Genomic DNA, 17,379 nt, shown 5'->3' with positions numbered 1-17,379 from the left:
CCTACCTCTACATTTGGAAAGGGCGGGTTTTGAATAAACGTTATCATCAATAGCGACACGAAAGCCCATAAACCCGCCCCTACAGACGCGCAATGTCCGACAGACGTAGGGGTTCTCGCATTCGTTTCCAGATGTATCGGTTTTCTGTCAACATACCAGCACGAAGGCTTTACCCAATCCCCTATTCCCCAATCTCATTACGCATGAACGGTGAGCAATTGATCCACTTGTTTGGCTGTCTCAAAGAAGAACCTAACATTATCTTCTGGGGTTCCCGGTAAGACACCATGACCCAAATTAAAGATATGACCTCGGTTTCCGGCTTTGCGAATTGTATCCAAAATGCGATCGCGGATAAAATCCTGTGACCCAAATAACACCCCTGGGTCCATATTCCCCTGAACGTTCTTATGATAGCCTAACCGCTGTCGCGCTTCTGCCATATCCACTGTCCAGTCTACGCTGATAATATCCACACCGGATTTACCCATGCGCTCTAATATACCTGCACTCCCACTGATATATAAAATCAGAGGCGTATCTGGATGGGTGGCTTTCACCTGCTCAACCACTCGCTGCTGATAGGGTAAAGCAAAGGTATCGTAGTCTTGGGGACTCAGTTGACCCGCCCAAGAATCGAACAGTTGCACGACTTGAGCACCATTATCAATTTGATAGCGCACATAAACCGCGATCGCGTCGGCTATTTTACCCAGAAACTCATGCAGCATGGCAGGTTGGGAAAATGCCATCCCTTTAATAATCGAGTAATTTTTGGAACTTTTCCCCTCAATCGCATAAGCGGCTAACGTCCAAGGCGCACCGACAAAGCCTAATACAGCGGCTTCGTTACCGACTTCCCGGCGCAGCGCCTGTAATATCTCTCCGACAAATGTTAATTTTTCTAACTCTAAGGAATGAAGCCCGTCAATTTGTGCTTTGGAGCGAATCGGCGGATCAATAATTGGTCCCTTGCTTTCGATAATATCAAAGGGAATACCGAGTCCGGGTAGGGGAGTGAGGATATCAGAAAATAGAATCACTCCATCCGGACGAAACGCCTTCCAGGGTTGGAGAGAAATTTCAATAGCAATTTCGGGAATTTCCGAGCGTTCCCGGAAACTGGGATACTTATCGCGTAAATCCCGATAGGCTTTCATATATCGACCCGCCTGTCGCATCATCCACACCGGCGGACGTTCTAATTCTTCACCACGAGCGGCTCGTAATAAATAAGGAACCTGGGTTAACCCAGTCATCAAAATACCTCCGATGTAGGAAACTCGTTTTCGATGCATTTGTTAGCTTACCATTCCGGGCTGACGATTATTTATTAATTTTTCCAACATAATGTTCCCTGATCCCCATCCAGTTCAACCCAGCGTCCCACAGGCAAAGCCGCGTTGACACCATCGTGACCAAAGGGAAAATCTGAGACAATGGGGATATCTAGATCACTTAAGCGATCGCGTAATACCTCTTCAACCGTCCAACTTGGTATATTCTGGGGGGGATAGCAGCGGCTAAACCGTCCCAAGGCAATACCCTTAACCTTGTGTAACATGCCACTCATCCGCCATTGAGTCAACAGGCGGTCAATTCGATAAGGCGCTTCAGTTACATCCTCTAACGCCAGAATTGCCCCATCTAGCGGTGGTAGAATCGGTGTACCCAGTAAATGGGTTGCCACAGTTAGATTCCCTGGCAAAAGCCACCCCCTCACCTTACCCCCGCCCCAACCTTTCCCAGTTAAGGGGGACACATAGCGTCCTTCTACACAGTCAAATAAGCGATTTAGCGACCATTCCGGTTCACTGGCTAATGTGGTTAAGACCGGACCATGAACACTGCCAATTCCCACTCCAGCTAGACTCCACAAGAGACAAGTTATATCGGAAAAGCCAATCAGCCATTTTGGGATAGGAGATTTTGGCTCAAGACTCCTTTCATCAGCTCTAATTTTATCTCCCCCAGCTTCCCCTACTTCCCCAGCTTCCCCAGCTCCCCCAGCTCCCCCAGCTCCCCCTACTCCCCCAGCTTCCCCAGCTTCCCTGCTCAATATTACTGGGGACATCCACGTCCAGTCTTCCAGAAGACGAGCGCTACCATAGCCACCTCGGGTACAAAGAATCCCCTGACATTCTGGGTCATACCAAGCGGCGGCTAACTGATGGCGTCGTTGGTTATCTGTACCCGCCAGGTAGCCATCCCTAGCATCCCAATTAGCTGGCAATTCAACTCGATAACCTCGACGACGCCAAATTTCCACTCCCTGATGGAATGCGTCAACCTCTCTTAACGCACCACTCGGAGCAATCACCCGTAGCAAATCGCCCGCTTGTAAGGGATAGAGCTGATTTATATTCACCAAATTCACCTCACGGTAGAGAAGTAGCATACTACGTCTCTACACATCGCCATCATCGCCATAATCACCATCTTTCCCATCTACTAATACAGTTACTCACCCTCTAACTCAACCGCGCCGTGCATTCAAGAATCAACTTTTGATTAACTAAAGAATAGGGTTGAATTTCCAACGCCCTACGAAAGGCTGTAATTGCCGCTTGATAGTCTCCCAACGCCGCATGGCACAATCCCAAACCATGCAGCGCCCCAAAATGAATAGGATTAAGTTGGATAACCTGCTGACAATCGTCTCTTGAGTTTTGATACTGTTTAAGTACGTAGTAAAGAACGGCTCGTCGATTCCACGCTTCGGCAAAATCAGGTTGCTCTCTAATAATCTGGGTCAGCAGCGCTTCAGCTTGGGCTGCTTCCCCACGTTCTAATAAAATCTGTGTTCGTTCCAGCCGTTCCATACCGGAGATTCCCTTTTGATAGAACCAGATACGCCATAGTGCTTCGGTTGCCTGCTTGCGGACATTTTCGTCAGGGTTTTTTAAGTCCTCCAGTAAGGAATTGATGGATGATTCACTCATATCTTGTCCTCTTATCTAGTATGTAACGGATTACTCAGATTGATACCCACTACCCTATTTTCCCGCCAAAATTTGAATAGAGTCCAGATTGTTGCGAGTAAAGATTCCATAAACTTTACGGATGTACCAGTTTTATGACTGCATTTTGTAAAATGGGCAGACTGATACTAAGTTCGCTTACTGTGCTGGTTTTTTGCGGGAAACGTAGCTAGGAGAGTCATTCTAGCTGTTCCACTCCAGCAAGGATGTTGAACAAACTAGAATTCAAGCAGTCAGTCCAACTCCCACAAGGGAATGTGTCTCCGCCGCTAGGAGGTTATATGAGTCCTTCTGTGAATCGGTCTTCCGACTCACCCAAGTCTTCTGGTGAAAATCTGCCAGAAGCATCCAGTGTGCAACCGCCACACCCAGCCCCGCCCAATGGCAATTCTCAAAACGTGACTAACTCATCTACTACAACGGATTCAACCGGGACAATGCCATCAGATGTCCAACGACAACAACCTATTCCTCCGCCCAGTGAACCCATGCAGTACCGAGCAATCGGTCTGATTCGGGGAAAATATATGCCCTCTGCTGAGCAATTGACACGGGGTACTCTACTCGCAGATGACGGTACCTTAATTGATGCCGTCTTACTGGGTCGGGTCATGAGTTTGGTGAAAAATCATCTTGATTTAGCTCAATCCCATCTTTGGGTAGTTTATCCTCGCACGAGACAACAAGACGGAAATTTGCACGTCCAAATTGTCGGTGTTTGGGAACCTGAAACACTCAATCAAAATCAAACAACGGCTTCGGAATCAACCGACTCGCCACCGGAAGAGTCAACCCCTGAGGCGCAAACGTCTCCAGATGATTCTCAACCTGAACCAACAGAGCAATTACCAGAAGGTTATTTTTCAATTCGGGGTCAAGTCATTTACCAGTCGCGGGAGAATGAAGACGTTATTGTCAAAATCAAACAGTCTCCCCGTAAAGAGTCAGAGAAAACCAAATTTTTCAAGCTTCAGCTCAAGGGATTGCTTGGGGAAAAGGTGATTAATCACTTTTGGGATTTGCACGTCAAACTGCATACCAATACCCTGATGATTGAGGAAGGCAATGATATTGGTATGGTTCATGCACCCAAAAGGCGATCCAATAAGAATTTTCGCCCACGCCAAGGGTCAAGACCTAAAAAGAGTTCTCCCCGTCGTGGTGCAGGCGAAACAACAGGAACAGGAACCTCACTCAAGCGTTCAGAACCCTTATCCAAACCGGTTCAACGTAGGGACAAGCCAGGTAAAGGTAATTCCTAAGAGCGATTCCTGATAGGCATTGAGCAGGATTCCGCCGCCTATTCTATGCTTCTACCTCATTGGTGAAGTGGTAGTTAGCGGCGGTTATAGGACATTAAACCTGTAAAGTGCTAATATAACAAAGGACAAATGACAGATGACAGATGACGCCAATCCCACGACTGAAGGTCGTGGGATTGGCTTAATCTATGGTTATTTGAGCCCCCCAGCGATCTTGAGGCAGAAAGGAACGATCCATGGGAATGGATGCGACGGGTTCGGTGAGAGTAAATTCCCCCATTTCAATCCATTGCTTTAATTCCAAAGCAACTTGCCGTGAGAGAAATAGACTTGCCAAGGGCGCCGTCCGCACAGATTTGCCGTCAATGGTAATGCGCCCCTGCTTCAGTTGGGCGTAGCTGACTAATCCAAAGGTGGGACGAACGCGACGGGGGATCGAGAAATCAACCACTGGGGCGACAATCTCTTGATCCGACACGGCACAATGCTGAACAACCTCTTCACTCAAGACAGGTAAGGGTACACCAACGCCCAACATCAGAGACGGGCCATAATTTTTAAAGTAGCAACCCCGTACCCACTTGGGATTCATCTGCTTGGCATCCCCAATTAATGCTAATGTAGCGGCAGGACCAATGGGCGTGTGATTGGGAAGGCGTTTCTGCAGGGGAAAATGTTGAGTCCCTTCCCAAGCGATGTAACCAATACCCCCACCCAAGAAAATTTTCGTGCCAATTCCAATCAATTTGAGTTCAGGATCGTTAAGGAGTGGGGAAATAGCTCCAGGATTGGAATAGACTGCATTGCTCAGTCTGGGCTGGAGCGGACCTAGATAAGTGTACAAGAGGCGATCGCCCCCATTGACGCCGACGATAAAGTTTTGATAAAGATTGCGCGGATTGTAAAGATAGAACTGGTTAATCGTTTCGCGAGTAATCGTCGTATCACAAGAGACTCTAGGATAACAGTCTGTTACCTGTCCAATCGCTCGTAACTGCACAGATTTACCAGCAATCAAGTCTTCAATCACATGGGAACCACCCCGTTCCCTAGATTCCTCAACCTCTGGCAGATCTCCCATATCGGTAGAGTCTACGACTTGAGTCGCGCCCAAATACAAATCCACCGCACCAAAGCCTGCATAAGCAGGTACACCATCTAACCAACATTTACGAATTTTAATCGGAGGGTCTGTGTGACCTAAATTAATAATCGCGCCAGAGGACTCCATTGGCTCAAATGTACCTGTGGTAATCACATCGACGTTCTTAGCCGCCTGAGTAACACCTATCTCGGCGACTCGCGCTTTTAATTCCTCGACCGTCCAGACGACTGCACGACGATGGTGAATTTTGTCATTGATGTCAGCTAGGGTTCGCACAATCAACAGTTGTCATTGGTCATTGGTCATTGGTCATTTGTAAGGGTTTGAGGAATATTTACAAAATTTAACAGAGTTCGGTTTATTTCCATCAACCTACTTAGTGGCTCTTTTCACTATTATCGTTTTTTTCCCGCCCTAATGTTACTTAACCTGCCCTGATGGGGTGACAAGTCGAGAATTGGGCGTACAGACGTAGCTACATCTCTACATTGCGTCTTCTGCTCCCCCTGCTCCCCCTGCTCCCCCTGCTCCCCCTGCTCCCCCTGCTCCCCCTGCTTCCCCTGCTCCCCCTGCTTCCCCTGCTTCCCCTGCTCTCCCTGCTCCCCCATCCCTTAGGGTATCAGCAGTGGGAGAAACAGCAAAGGTTGTTGCTACAGGTTGAGCATCCTTGTGACTCGGATGATGCCATTGGTCAAGAATATCTTTGACTAGAACCTCCTTGAGCCAAACCTGAGCCACTACCGTTAGGGGAAGTGCTAAGAATAATCCTAAAAATCCAAAGAAGGTCACAAAAAATAACTGGGCGAGCAAAGTTATGGCGGGTAGCAGGGATACCTGCTGCGCCATAACTAAGGGCGTGAGTAAATTAGTTTCAACCTGCTGAATCACAATATACAGAATCAATACAGCCAAGGCTTTCCAGGGCGAATCCAGCAGCGCGATCGCTATCGGTGGGATCACACTCAACGCAGGTCCAATATTGGGAATAAATGTCAAAATTCCAGCTAACGTAGCTTGTGCCAGTGCCAGGGGAACTCTTAACAGCAGCAAGCCGAAAAAACTCAACAAAGAAATAACTGCCATATTAAACAGAATACCCGCTAGCCATCCTCGTAACGATTCATTACACCGTTGCAAAATCTCATCGACTCGACGCCGATAAAATGATGGAAAAATGCGAACAAAACTTTTCCGATAAGGGTTAGGATCGGCAAGGAGCATCAGTGTTAAAATCAGGACAAGCAAACTATTAAGCAGAACACCCAAAGCATTATTAAAAAATGTGACTCCACCCCCTAATACACGATTAATTAAGGGAGGAAGCTGTTGCAGCAACTGGTTAATATCTGGGATATACTGATCGAGCAATCCCGATGAAATATCCGCTTCTATGGCTTCTATCCACTCACCTAATTGTTCGATACCCTGGGGAACCAACTCACTCAGTTGTAGAAATTGCTCGGCAAAAGGAGGTACAATTAGGAAGTAAAATACGACCAAAACACACAGTAACAAAAAAAGCGACAGCAGAACCGAGAAAAAACGCTGTAGTCCAGATCGCTGAAATCTTTCCACCAGAATATTCAATGCATTAGATATCACAATTGCAGTAAATATAAGCATTAAAATATGCCTAATTTGCCACAAAATAAATAGTGAAATAATAAAGACAAGTATACCAATCCATTTACCCAGACTCACTGCCCTACCTCCACGTTACTCTGGTTTGATCATGCTGGAATTCCCCAACTCCCTCATCTGCCCCATCTCCCCTATCTCCCCTATCTACTTTATTATCAATACAGACTGAAACAAAAAACAACTTTTGCCATGCTGCACTAGAACACCAGTTCCATAAATGTAATACAAATGTCTGTAAAGTACTTTTTTCTATCCGATGGCTGGACTGTGGGACGAGTTTGGGAGTTTGGAGGACTCTGGAATGTTAATGCTTGGCGACGGGAACCCGAAATCATCCGTCTAAACCTTTGCATCCTGGAACAGGGGGAAAAGTTATGGCTATATCGGGTCGAGGATGCGGTACTGATGGTAGAAGTTAAACCGACACCGGAAGCCTCACCCCAATCCGCAAAAACCATTGGTCAAGTCGTCCTCAAACGTTTGATGAGTGCTGAACAAGTGATTGAGCGATTGACCACCGCGCCGAGTGTTTTGAATCTCTCCTCAGAAACTGACGATTCTTGATTAGCGATTGGGTAGAGACGTAGCATGCTACGTCTCTACGTTGGGGCAGGCACTGTTGAGCAAGCGCGTTGGGTCACAACTCAAAACTTCCCCTCGGCTTGCAATCGTTTCTAACAAAAGTTACACTTCTTTAAAGTCAACTGACTCGCCTAGCACTTATGGAACATAGAGGTTAACCTCAAAAAGTAATCGGTTCATTCCTCTAGGCGGGTAAGATCAATTTCTAATATCTTGATTCAAAAGAAGCGTCAAAGTAGAAACTCTATCTCTAGGAGGAGCGTAGTCGATGGGACTACCGTGGTATCGAGTACATACAGTCGTCCTGAATGATCCAGGGCGTCTGATTGCTGTGCATCTGATGCACACTGCCCTTGTGGCAGGCTGGGCTGGTTCGATGGCTTTGTACGAACTAGCCATATTTGATCCGAGTGATCCAGTCCTCAATCCCATGTGGCGTCAAGGAATGTTCGTGATGCCGTTCATGGCGCGTTTAGGGGTCACTGACTCTTGGCGGGGTTGGAGCATTACTGGGGAAACAGCGACAGATGTCGGCTATTGGTCCTTTGAAGGTGTCGCGGCGGCTCATATTGTTCTGGCAGGTTTGTTGTTCTTAGCAGCCTGCTGGCATTGGGTTTACTGGGATTTAGAACTGTTTAGAGATCCCCGCACCGGCGAACCGGCGTTGGATTTGCCGAAAATGTTTGGCATTCACCTGTTCTTGTCTGGTCTTCTCTGCTTTGGCTTTGGTGCATTTCACCTGACTGGGCTTTTTGGTCCGGGAATGTGGGTATCTGATCCTTATGGTCTAACGGGTAGCGTTCAACCTGTAGCCCCAGCGTGGGGTCCTGAAGGATTTAACCCCTTTAACCCAGGCGGTATCGTGGCTCACCATATCGCTGCAGGTATTGTCGGAATTATTGCTGGACTTTTTCACTTGACAGTTCGACCCCCAGAGCGACTTTTTAAAGCGCTGCGGATGGGGAATATCGAAACAGTACTCTCTAGCAGTATTGCCGCTGTATTCTTTGCAGCGTTCGTCGTGGCGGGTACGATGTGGTACGGTTCTGCGGCTACACCGATTGAACTGTTCGGTCCTACCCGTTACCAATGGGATCAAGGCTATTTCCAGGAAGAAATTGATCGCCGTGTGGAACTGGCGATGGCAGACGGAGCCAGCCGCTCAGAGGCGTGGAATCAGATTCCGGAGAAGCTGGCGTTCTACAACTATATCGGCAACTCTCCAGCTAAGGGCGGTTTGTTCCGCACCGGTCCAATGGACAAGGGTGATGGTATTGCCCAAGCTTGGTTGGGTCATCCGGTATTTACCGATGGCGAAGGTCGGGAATTGACGGTGCGCCGTATGCCTAACTTCTTTGAAACCTTCCCGGTCGTTTTGACCGACGCCAATGGCGTTGTTCGTGCGGATATTCCATTCCGGCGGGCTGAGTCGAAATATAGCTTTGAGCAAACAGGTGTCACGGCTAAATTCTACGGTGGTCTTTTGGATGGTCAAACCATTGAAGAACCAGCGGTTGTTAAGCAGTATGCCCGGAAAGCTCAACTGGGTGAGCCGTTTGAATTTGATCGCGAAACCTTAAACTCTGACGGGGTGTTCCGTACTAGTCCACGGGGTTGGTTCACCTTCGGTCATGCGGTTTTTGCTCTGTTGTTCTTCTTTGGTCATATCTGGCATGGTTCCCGGACTCTGTTCCGAGATGTATTTGCTGGGGTTGATCCTGACCTAGACGAGCAAGTCGAATTCGGTCTGTTCCAGAAAGTGGGTGATAAGACCACTCGGAAAAAAGAAGCAGTGTAAAACAGCAAGACTTCGTTAATCGGTAGAGGGCAAAAGAAAAAGCACTTTTTCTTTTGCCTCTTTCGCTATTTTGGTTGATCGATATAATGAGTTTGGTTTAAGTACTGCCGTAGGATAGGCATCTTAAAGGCGTATCGATGAAGATGATATTCCCTCGTCTTCAGACAGGGGAGTGTCAATGAGCAAGGTAAACTGGTAGTACAGTAGATAATTGGGTAAGTTGTGACATGGAAAGCCTCATTTATACATTTTTCTTGATTGGCGCTCTTGGTGTTCTGTTTTTTGCTATCGCCTTCCGGGAACCGCCTCGGATTGAAAAGTAGCGATGGCGGCGCTGTTCTCCCTCGGAGAAAGCTTCCTCGTATCCCCCTGATGATGAGCGAATTTTATCAGTTCTCTAGGATACCCTGAGCCGAATACGGTCTATCTGATTACTTTTGCCGATAGGGATTCGAGCCGGAGGAAATTAGATAGACCCTTATCGGCTCAACTTTCTTTATTTAACTGGATTCGGCGAGAAGTCCCGCGCTGTACTTTTATGTCAGCGTCGGGATGAACGAAGGGAGAGAAAAAACTGGTTTTTATCAACTTATGCTTTTGACGCATTACCATCAATGACTTGCATGTGTTAGATTAAAGTAGATAGGCTAGAACTCTAGCCAAAAAACCGCCCGCGAAAACCAAGCGGCACAAAAACATTATTCTGCCTTGGAAGGGCGGCTGCGCGGGTTCTCCTAATGGGAGATAAAGGTTAGATAACTAACCAGAGATGCTGAGTAAGACCGATATACTTTCGGGTATTGAGGCATCGGCGGACGAGACGCGAAACCTGCATCATAATCTTCGATTTGATGTAGGTAGTTCACCCAGTCTCTAAAGACTTGCTACTATGCGATGCCCCTATTGTCAGCACACCGACAGCCGCGTTTTGGAGTCTCGTTCAACAGAAGCAGGACAAAGTGTTCGGCGTCGTCGGGAGTGTTTGCTTTGTAAACATCGCTTCACGACTTATGAGCGGATTGAATTTGTACCGATTACTGTCCTGAAGCGGGATGGCAAGCGGGAGTCCTTTGACCGTTCTAAGTTGTTACGGGGAATGGTTCGGGCTTGTGAAAAAACAGGAATTTCCCAACGACGCCTAGAAGCGATAGTCGATGAGATTGAAGCTGAAGTTCAGCAGCACTATGGACGGGAGGTCACCAGTAATGAAGTGGGTGAGTTAGTCCTGCGCTACCTGCGACACGAGAGTGAAGTGGCGTATGTCCGGTTTGCCTCAGTTTATCGAAAGTTTCAGGGCATTCGGGATTTTATCGAAACCCTAGAGCATCTCAGAAATGATGCTGAACTAGACAACCCAGGGATGCCGCCTGTAACACCAGCTATGCCGAAGGATTCGGATGATTCGGAGACATCAGCCTCCCTGGTTACTCCCGCGTCAGAGGAGCAACAGGTTTTACGGTGAGAGGCGCTAAACCCTTATGAGATAAAGGTTTTATCATTTTAGGCTACCCGTATATCCGATTTCATGAAGTTTTGTGTACTTCTCGATCTCAACAGGGCGCTCCAGATTGAGTTATAATTACCTGTCTGGACTTTATTAAATCTTTTAAAATAAGGTTAGGTTGAGACAAAGCAATGTAGGTGTAGGTGGCACAATACCGACGTGCGAGTACATCGACAGGAGGCATAGTCATTACGGAGATTAAACAAGGAAACACAACGCACATGCTCAGTCAGAAAACAAATACAATAGATATTGGCTTCACTCACGACGATTTTGCCGCCCTCCTCGACAAGTACGATTATCACTTTAGCCCTGGTGATATTGTCGCAGGTACAGTATTCAGTCTGGAGCCAAGAGGCGCTCTGATTGACATTGGTGCTAAAACCGCCGCTTATATTCCCATACAGGAGATGTCAATTAATCGGGTTGACGCCCCGGAAGAAGTATTGCAGTCAAATGAAACGCGAGAATTTTTCATTTTGACTGACGAGAATGAAGATGGACAGCTCACCCTTTCCATTCGGCGCATTGAGTATATGCGGGCTTGGGAGCGGGTACGGCAGCTTCAAGCGGAAGATGCGACAGTTCGTTCTCTGGTTTTTGCCACAAACCGAGGTGGGGCGCTGGTTCGCATTGAAGGGCTACGGGGTTTTATTCCCGGTTCTCACATCAGTACTCGCAAACCGAAGGAAGATTTAGTCGGCGAAGAACTGCCGCTAAAATTCTTAGAGGTAGACGAAGACCGGAACCGTCTGGTTCTCTCTCACCGTCGCGCTCTGGTTGAACGCAAGATGAACCGCTTAGAAGTCGGTGAAGTCGTCGTGGGTTCGGTACGGGGTATTAAGCCTTACGGTGCATTCATTGATATTGGTGGTGTGAGCGGATTGCTACACATTTCGGAAATTTCTCATGATCATATTGACACGCCTCACAGTGTCTTTAATGTCAATGATGAATTGAAAGTGATGATCATTGACTTGGATGCTGAACGCGGTCGGATTTCTCTGTCCACGAAGCAGTTGGAACCTGAACCGGGAGATATGATCAATAATCGGGATCGAGTCTACGAGAAGGCAGAAGAAATGGCTCAGAAGTATCGGGAGAAGATGCTGGCACAACAGCAAGGCACTAATCCTGAATCTCCAGAGCCAGAGTATGAAGTTGAAGAAGAAGAGTTTGTATCAGCGACGGAAGAGTAATCTCGGCGTAAGGACAGATTTATCTAGTTGTGGGGGGAGAGGTGGAGCAATAAGACCCACGCCATAGTTTTTAATTTGGCGTTGGGATACACTGGACTTCCCCACCTCTTTTTTTTAACTGTACTTTTGCAGGACTTCAACGGTTTTCTGTCCGGTTTTTGCCCAACTAAATTGGCGGGCGCGTTGGAGTCCGAGGGTGCTAAGGCGCGATCGCAGTTGGGTGTCGATGGCGATAGAGTCCATGGCTGCTGAGAGTTCTGAGGTGTTGTAAGGGTTCACTAGGATAGCAGCATCACCCGCGACTTCCGGGAGGGCGGAGAGGTTGGAGGTGATTACCGGAGTCCCACATGCCATGGCTTCTAGAACCGGGAGTCCAAAGCCTTCCCAGAGACTGGGGAAAATAAGTGCGATCGCGCCGTTGAGGAGGATGGGTAGTTGGTTGTAGGGAACGTAGTTGAGAAATTTAACCTGATGGCTTAAGCCGAGGTGGTTGGCTTGGGATTGAAGTTTAGGGGTGTAACGTCGATCACTTGACCCAGCAATCCACAGTTCATAGTCGCCGCAGTTGGGAAGTGTGGCAAAGGCGTCGATCAGTCGCTGTAGGTTTTTATAGGGATCGTGACGTCCAATGTAGAGGAAGTAGGGGTTGGGGTGGGCTGATGTTGCTTCGTGGGGCTTTTTGGGAAACGCAGAGGGGCGCAGAGGGTGGCGCAGAGGGACGCAGAGGGGGCGAAAGTGGTTGGTGTCGTAAGCTAGGGGAATGGGTGTGATTTTGGTGGCGGGGATGGGGTAATAGTCGGTAATGTCTCTGGCGGTGGCTGTGGAGTTACAAATAATTTGTTGGGCTTGGTTGAGGATTTGGGGGATGTAGTAACGGAAGTAGGGGGTGAGGGGGGAGTTAGGTTTGGGAAAGCGTAGTGGGATTAGGTCATGAACCATGACGACATAGCGACAATTGGTATTGAGGGGGGCTTCGGGGATCGGAGAAAAGAGGAGGGGGGAGTTTAAGCTGTGGTAGAGGCGGGGAAGTTGGAGTTGAGTCCATAACAGGCGACGGAAGTGTCCTTTTGTTCCTTGGGCGGGGCTGAGATTGGCGGGAACAGGGTAGCTGATAAAGTCAGAGGCGAGGGGGAAGTGGTTTGAGGCGATGGGTGAAATGAGGAGGGTGGGATTCAGGGGTTTTAAGTAGGGGAATAGGTTGGCAGCATACGTGGCGATGCCAGTGGGTTGGGAAAAGAGGATGGAGAGGTTGATTAATAGGGGAGAAGACAAGGTTGAATAAGCGATTGAGGAATTAATTAACTGAGTAGAGATTTATAGGCGTTTAGGGTTTCTTTAGCCGTTTTTTCCCAAGAGAATAATTTAGCTCTTTCTTTACCCTTTTGAATTAAGTCCTGGCATAATTGGGTGTCACTTATTATTTTTAAGATGGCGTCTGCTAACTGTGTGGGGTCGTTGGGATCAATGAGAAGGGCTGCATCGCCAGCGACTTCGGGGAGAGAGGAGGTATTGGAAGTAACGACGGGTGCGCCTAGGGTCATGGCTTCGAGAACCGGAAGACCAAATCCTTCGTAGTGGGAAGGATAGGCAAAGACATCAGCTTTAGAGTAGAAAAGGGCGACATGTTCATCACATAGGTAGTCCAGATGATGGATATGGTGATTCCAGGGAGAGTTTTCAATGGCGGCAAATATAGGTTTGTGATGCCAGCCTTTTTGACCGATGAGAATTAGATGATGCTCGATTTTATGGTTTTGTTTGAGGTGGTTAAAAGCAGAAATTAGAGTGATAATATTTTTTCTCGGTTCGATGGTGCTGACAAAGAGGATATAGGGGTGGGAGAAGTCGTAGTTCACAGATGGGTTGGAGGGAATAACTAGATCATCACAAGAGTAGCGGCTGGCTAGGGGCGTGACTTGGATGCGGTCGGGATTTACGTTGAGATATTCAATAATATCATTTTTGGAACTTTCGGAGATTGTGATCACTAAATCTGTCCAAGTTAGACATTTTTTTACGCGCTTTGAGTAGGTCTTAACTACGGAATCAATATAATCAGGATATTTAAGAAAAGTCAGATCATAAATTGTCAGTACTTTTAGAGTATTCGGATAAGGAAAAACGGTATAGTTAGTCCCATGTATAATCGTGGGTGAGTCAAGGTGATGTTCTAGATGGCTTGAAAAAAGGCTAGGAAAGTAATCGATAATAACGTTAGTAAATTTAACGGGTAAAGGTAGAAAATAGCGGTTTGAATAGCGAGAAAGCGATTTGGGAAAGTCTCGGCGGAGGCGTAGCCAGTTTCTGAGTCCAGGTTGGTATATTAATGCAAGTTTAAAGTTTTCTTTGTATTGGAGAGGATAAAGATAATGGATTAGGTTGGCTACGTAAAAACTGATACCACTGGGCTTAATGGAAAAAGGAGTAACATCAATTCCAATGCGATACATAAATGATAATCGACTTACTTCATTTAATTATTTTGAGGTCAAATACCTACTACACAATCAAGCTTATTCTTCGGATTTCTTGTTTGAAATAGCCTGCATTAATTCAATCTGTTGTTTGAGTAAACTTATTTCTTGAATGAGAAGTAAGTTTACTTTTTCTTGTTTATTGACTTTGATTATTAAACGATAAAAATATATAAAAACACACACAAATAAACCTCCAAATAGTATAATAAAGGGAAACTCAACCCCGACTATATGAGCTAAATATACTACAAATTGAGGGGCAAAAACAAATATACCAGGAAATATAGCTAAGGAAGAAAGCAGCAACAAATCGTATAAATCTATCGTATTTTTAATTGTTTTTTTTAGCAATAAAAACAAATAGAACATCATAAAGATTAGTACAAATACAACCGTCTGAGGTGTGGGAATATAAGTCATAGTTTGAAAAATAGTTTTATTCATCAATAGTCGCTAGGAATATGGGATAAAATATTTATATATGTCGTCCCATTCTCACTAAAATCAAGTATCCAATCACTCTGATCATATAGAGAAATGATTTTATCCCAGTAATAGAACTAAAGCCCTGCTCTCTTGAACGCATATTTACGGAAACTTCCCGCACCCTAAGACCCCGTTCAAGAGCTACAGCCAATGAAATAGGTTCAGGAAAATCATGAGGGTATTCAGTGCTGAATAATTGAATTGCTTTTCTATCCATTATCCTTAGTCCACTGGTGGGATCGGTGATTTTATACTGAAAAAGCCATTGAATTACTCCGCTAATAATTCTAATTCCTATTCGGCGTTTCCAGGTTGATTTAAATTCTTTTTTCCTTAAAAAGCGAGAACCAATAATTAAGTTGGCGGGTGACGTTAGGTAGCTTTCTATTAAACGGTAAACTTGGCTAGGAGGATGTTGACCATCGCCATCAACTTGCACACAGAGTTCATAATTGTGTTGTAAAGCATATTTTATTCCTGTTTGTACAGCACCACCAATTCCTAAGTTAGTTAATAGCTTCACACAGGGAGACAACTTACTCGCTACCGCATAAGTATTATCTTGAGAACCATCATCAATAACCAGGGTGTCGTAGCCAAGATTTAATTTTTGGATTTCACGGAGGAGTTTATCAATATTATTTTCTTCGTTATAACATGGAATAATTAAAATGGTGCTAGGATGGGTCATGGTTACACCGGATCTATGACTTATGACTTATGAATAAGGGCGGGTTTGGTGGCGAAGTTTTTGGTAACAAGCTTGCTTGAGCGGCTAAAGGGATTCCCGACAATTGACTTATGGCTTATGGGTTACCGAAGCGACGCTCTAGAACGAAATAGAGGACAACAACTGAAGTTAATAATTCTTGAGCATAAGCCAGTAGATAAACAAAACTCTGCGGGGTAAATTCTCCATTTTGGTGCGGGGTGTTCCTAACAAAGCTCGAATCCCTTGTAACCAGAGTCCAGCTCCCCTTTTTAGCTTCTGCCAAAAAAAGAGTTGAATCAGCTTGCGGCGACGGTGTTTTAACTCCTCCCATCCTCGTCTTCCCTGGGGACTAAAGCTGGTCAAAGTTTCTGAATCATCCAGTTTAATTTTATTTTGACGATGTAATTGACTCCCGGCTAAAGGGGCGACAATAAAGATAGCAACTTCATCGAGTCCAGCCAGAACCATTGCGCGTAAATAATTACAAGATAATTCATAATCAGCTACCGTCTCGGTGGGATGACCCACTAAAAGACAGGCTTGAGTGTAAATTCCATGACGATGACAGGCTGCAATTAAAGCTAAACCATGAGCATGGTTAAAGGGTTTACCAATTGCTTTGAGGACAGCCGGACTACCGGATTCAGGGCTAATGGAAATGTAACGACATCCAGCTTGAGCATAAAGGGGAATTTGCTCTAATTTTACGGTTTCTGCCTTGGTTCCACTAACAAAATAGAAAAATATCCCGGCTTGGCGTTCAATCAGGAGTTGACATATTTGATTCCATCGCGCAGGTTTCACGGTTGGATTAAGATCCTCAACTTGAAAATGGCGGACATTAAATCGATCGCGCAGCACGATCATTTCTGTAACCACTTCCTCAGCCGTGCGATCGCGCCATTGCTGGTTATTGGTTTCGGGAACCACGCAGAAGTCACACGGATAGGGACAACCCCGTGATGTGAGTATCGGGAGGAAGCGTCTGGTTTTGGGTCCATGGGAATAGGGAATCGACCAATAATTGTTTAAATGGAATAAATCCCAGGCGGGAATCGGATAGGTGGGATGCTTTTCCACGTTTCGCCGCAAGGTATGACTAGGGGGTGGATTTGACACAATCACGTTTTCCGGAACCGGAACCGTTTGGGGATGGGTTAAGTAGGTGCTAATTTCATGCCAATTCCAGTAGATTTCACCACATAGAAGTGCATCCACACCCGCATTAAAGAAATCCTCAGCCAATTGAGAAACCGCATAAGCGGTAACGGCTTGGGAATTTTCCAATACTGCGATCGCACTTTGAGGGTGAGATTGGCGCAAGTCCCGAATAATCCCTAGAATTTCCTGATGAGACATGACTGAGATCGCGTAAATTATCACCAGATCGGCTTGCTCAATCTCAGGATTGTGAACAAACGTGACAAAAGGCTCACCTTGCAGGTAATGATCGCGCCTGGATTCCAGGGTGGTAGGCGAACTCCCAAACAGATCAAGGACACATATAGAATATCCTTGTTCCCTGAAAAACGCAGCTAAAACTGCCAGTTCCAGGGGCAAATAGGGGACTCCAGAACCCAGGAAATCTCCTTTTTGTACCGCCAGTCGTGGAGAGATTAACGTGATTTTCAT

Annotated in this window: 16 protein-coding genes; 6 read left to right on the top strand and 10 right to left on the bottom strand. The window is 46.3% G+C overall.

Annotated features, from left to right (window positions below; translation table 11 throughout):
- Window positions 1-197: 197 nt before the first annotated feature.
- The 3 genes from hemE to RIM23_RS25070 all read right to left on the bottom strand — a co-directional run bounded on the left by hemE (window position 198) and on the right by RIM23_RS25070 (window position 2,942).
- On the bottom strand, window positions 198-1,259 hold the full coding sequence (hemE, locus tag RIM23_RS25080) for a uroporphyrinogen decarboxylase (protein ID WP_446370373.1): 1,062 nt from the start codon (window positions 1,257-1,259) through the stop codon (window positions 198-200).
- 74 nt (window positions 1,260-1,333) lie between these two features.
- On the bottom strand, window positions 1,334-2,398 hold the full coding sequence (locus tag RIM23_RS25075; protein ID WP_446370371.1) for a S66 peptidase family protein: 1,065 nt from the start codon (window positions 2,396-2,398) through the stop codon (window positions 1,334-1,336).
- Between the two features lie 73 nt (window positions 2,399-2,471).
- Window positions 2,472-2,942: a tetratricopeptide repeat protein gene (locus RIM23_RS25070; protein WP_446339782.1), complete on the bottom strand. Its 471-nt coding sequence runs from the start codon at window positions 2,940-2,942 to the stop codon at window positions 2,472-2,474.
- A 320-nt stretch (window positions 2,943-3,262) separates the two neighbouring features.
- Between RIM23_RS25070 and RIM23_RS25065 the strand changes: the two genes are divergently transcribed.
- Window positions 3,263-4,243, top strand: a complete 981-nt coding sequence (locus tag RIM23_RS25065; RefSeq protein ID WP_446370369.1) for a hypothetical protein — start codon at window positions 3,263-3,265, stop codon at window positions 4,241-4,243.
- Window positions 4,244-4,424: 181 nt separating this feature from the next.
- Here the strand turns inward: RIM23_RS25065 and RIM23_RS25060 are convergent, their stop codons facing one another.
- Together RIM23_RS25060 and RIM23_RS25055 are read right to left on the bottom strand one after the other, a co-directional pair.
- Window positions 4,425-5,624: a homocysteine biosynthesis protein gene (locus RIM23_RS25060; protein ID WP_446370525.1), complete on the bottom strand. Its 1,200-nt coding sequence runs from the start codon at window positions 5,622-5,624 to the stop codon at window positions 4,425-4,427.
- Between the two features lie 207 nt (window positions 5,625-5,831).
- Window positions 5,832-7,049 (bottom strand): AI-2E family transporter, encoded by a 1,218-nt coding sequence (locus RIM23_RS25055; protein ID WP_446370367.1) that lies wholly within the window; start codon window positions 7,047-7,049, stop codon window positions 5,832-5,834.
- A gap of 168 nt (window positions 7,050-7,217) precedes the next feature.
- Between RIM23_RS25055 and RIM23_RS25050 the strand changes: the two genes are divergently transcribed.
- The 5 genes from RIM23_RS25050 (at window position 7,218) to RIM23_RS25030 (ending at window position 12,072) form a co-directional block, all read left to right on the top strand.
- Window positions 7,218-7,553: a hypothetical protein gene (locus RIM23_RS25050; protein ID WP_446339779.1), complete on the top strand. Its 336-nt coding sequence runs from the start codon at window positions 7,218-7,220 to the stop codon at window positions 7,551-7,553.
- Window positions 7,554-7,839: 286 nt separating this feature from the next.
- Entirely contained in the window at window positions 7,840-9,369 is a 1,530-nt protein-coding gene (gene psbB / locus RIM23_RS25045; protein WP_446370365.1) for a photosystem II chlorophyll-binding protein CP47, read from the top strand.
- Between the two features lie 227 nt (window positions 9,370-9,596).
- On the top strand, window positions 9,597-9,692 hold the full coding sequence (locus RIM23_RS25040; protein ID WP_446370363.1) for a photosystem II reaction center protein T: 96 nt from the start codon (window positions 9,597-9,599) through the stop codon (window positions 9,690-9,692).
- Window positions 9,693-10,258: 566 nt separating this feature from the next.
- The gene (nrdR, locus tag RIM23_RS25035) at window positions 10,259-10,831 is read left to right on the top strand and encodes a transcriptional regulator NrdR (protein ID WP_446370362.1); all 573 of its coding nucleotides are present in this window, start codon (window positions 10,259-10,261) and stop codon (window positions 10,829-10,831) included.
- 263 nt (window positions 10,832-11,094) lie between these two features.
- Entirely contained in the window at window positions 11,095-12,072 is a 978-nt protein-coding gene (locus RIM23_RS25030; protein ID WP_446339827.1) for a 30S ribosomal protein S1, read from the top strand.
- A 114-nt stretch (window positions 12,073-12,186) separates the two neighbouring features.
- Here the strand turns inward: RIM23_RS25030 and RIM23_RS25025 are convergent, their stop codons facing one another.
- The 5 genes from RIM23_RS25025 to RIM23_RS25005 all read right to left on the bottom strand — a co-directional run bounded on the left by RIM23_RS25025 (window position 12,187) and on the right by RIM23_RS25005 (window position 17,379).
- Window positions 12,187-13,344, bottom strand: coding sequence for a glycosyltransferase family 4 protein (locus tag RIM23_RS25025; RefSeq protein ID WP_446370360.1), 1,158 nt, complete (start codon window positions 13,342-13,344; stop codon window positions 12,187-12,189).
- 26 nt (window positions 13,345-13,370) lie between these two features.
- Window positions 13,371-14,522 carry a glycosyltransferase family 4 protein gene (locus RIM23_RS25020; RefSeq protein ID WP_446370358.1) on the bottom strand — a complete coding sequence of 384 codons (1,152 nt, stop codon included), beginning with the start codon at window positions 14,520-14,522 and terminating at the stop codon, window positions 13,371-13,373.
- A 63-nt stretch (window positions 14,523-14,585) separates the two neighbouring features.
- Entirely contained in the window at window positions 14,586-14,969 is a 384-nt protein-coding gene (locus tag RIM23_RS25015; protein WP_446370356.1) for a DUF2304 family protein, read from the bottom strand.
- A 55-nt stretch (window positions 14,970-15,024) separates the two neighbouring features.
- Window positions 15,025-15,726, bottom strand: a complete 702-nt coding sequence (locus RIM23_RS25010; protein WP_446370354.1) for a glycosyltransferase family 2 protein — start codon at window positions 15,724-15,726, stop codon at window positions 15,025-15,027.
- A 168-nt stretch (window positions 15,727-15,894) separates the two neighbouring features.
- Window positions 15,895-17,379, bottom strand: coding sequence for a B12-binding domain-containing radical SAM protein (locus tag RIM23_RS25005; RefSeq protein ID WP_446370352.1), 1,485 nt, complete (start codon window positions 17,377-17,379; stop codon window positions 15,895-15,897).

It is taken from the genome of Coleofasciculus sp. G3-WIS-01 (assembly GCF_040223135.1).
Classification (GTDB): Bacteria; Cyanobacteriota; Cyanobacteriia; order Cyanobacteriales; family Coleofasciculaceae; genus Coleofasciculus.
The sequence above is the reverse complement of the archived record's forward strand: the minus strand, read 5'-3'. Positions and strand labels throughout refer to the sequence as shown.

Coding starts and splice junctions, on each gene's coding strand:
- RIM23_RS25065 (WP_446370369.1), top strand. CDS start 3,263: ATGAGTCCTTCTGTGAATCGGTCTTCCGACTCACCCAAGTCTTCTGGT.
- RIM23_RS25040 (WP_446370363.1), top strand. CDS start 9,597: ATGGAAAGCCTCATTTATACATTTTTCTTGATTGGCGCTCTTGGTGTT.
- RIM23_RS25075 (WP_446370371.1), bottom strand. CDS start 2,398: ATGCTACTTCTCTACCGTGAGGTGAATTTGGTGAATATAAATCAGCTC.
- RIM23_RS25050 (WP_446339779.1), top strand. CDS start 7,218: ATGTCTGTAAAGTACTTTTTTCTATCCGATGGCTGGACTGTGGGACGA.
- RIM23_RS25020 (WP_446370358.1), bottom strand. CDS start 14,522: ATGTATCGCATTGGAATTGATGTTACTCCTTTTTCCATTAAGCCCAGT.
- RIM23_RS25030 (WP_446339827.1), top strand. CDS start 11,095: ATGCTCAGTCAGAAAACAAATACAATAGATATTGGCTTCACTCACGAC.
- RIM23_RS25005 (WP_446370352.1), bottom strand. CDS start 17,379: ATGAAAATCACGTTAATCTCTCCACGACTGGCGGTACAAAAAGGAGAT.
- RIM23_RS25015 (WP_446370356.1), bottom strand. CDS start 14,969: ATGACTTATATTCCCACACCTCAGACGGTTGTATTTGTACTAATCTTT.
- RIM23_RS25070 (WP_446339782.1), bottom strand. CDS start 2,942: ATGAGTGAATCATCCATCAATTCCTTACTGGAGGACTTAAAAAACCCT.
- psbB (WP_446370365.1), top strand. CDS start 7,840: ATGGGACTACCGTGGTATCGAGTACATACAGTCGTCCTGAATGATCCA.
- nrdR (WP_446370362.1), top strand. CDS start 10,259: ATGCGATGCCCCTATTGTCAGCACACCGACAGCCGCGTTTTGGAGTCT.
- RIM23_RS25010 (WP_446370354.1), bottom strand. CDS start 15,726: ATGACCCATCCTAGCACCATTTTAATTATTCCATGTTATAACGAAGAA.
- hemE (WP_446370373.1), bottom strand. CDS start 1,259: ATGACTGGGTTAACCCAGGTTCCTTATTTATTACGAGCCGCTCGTGGT.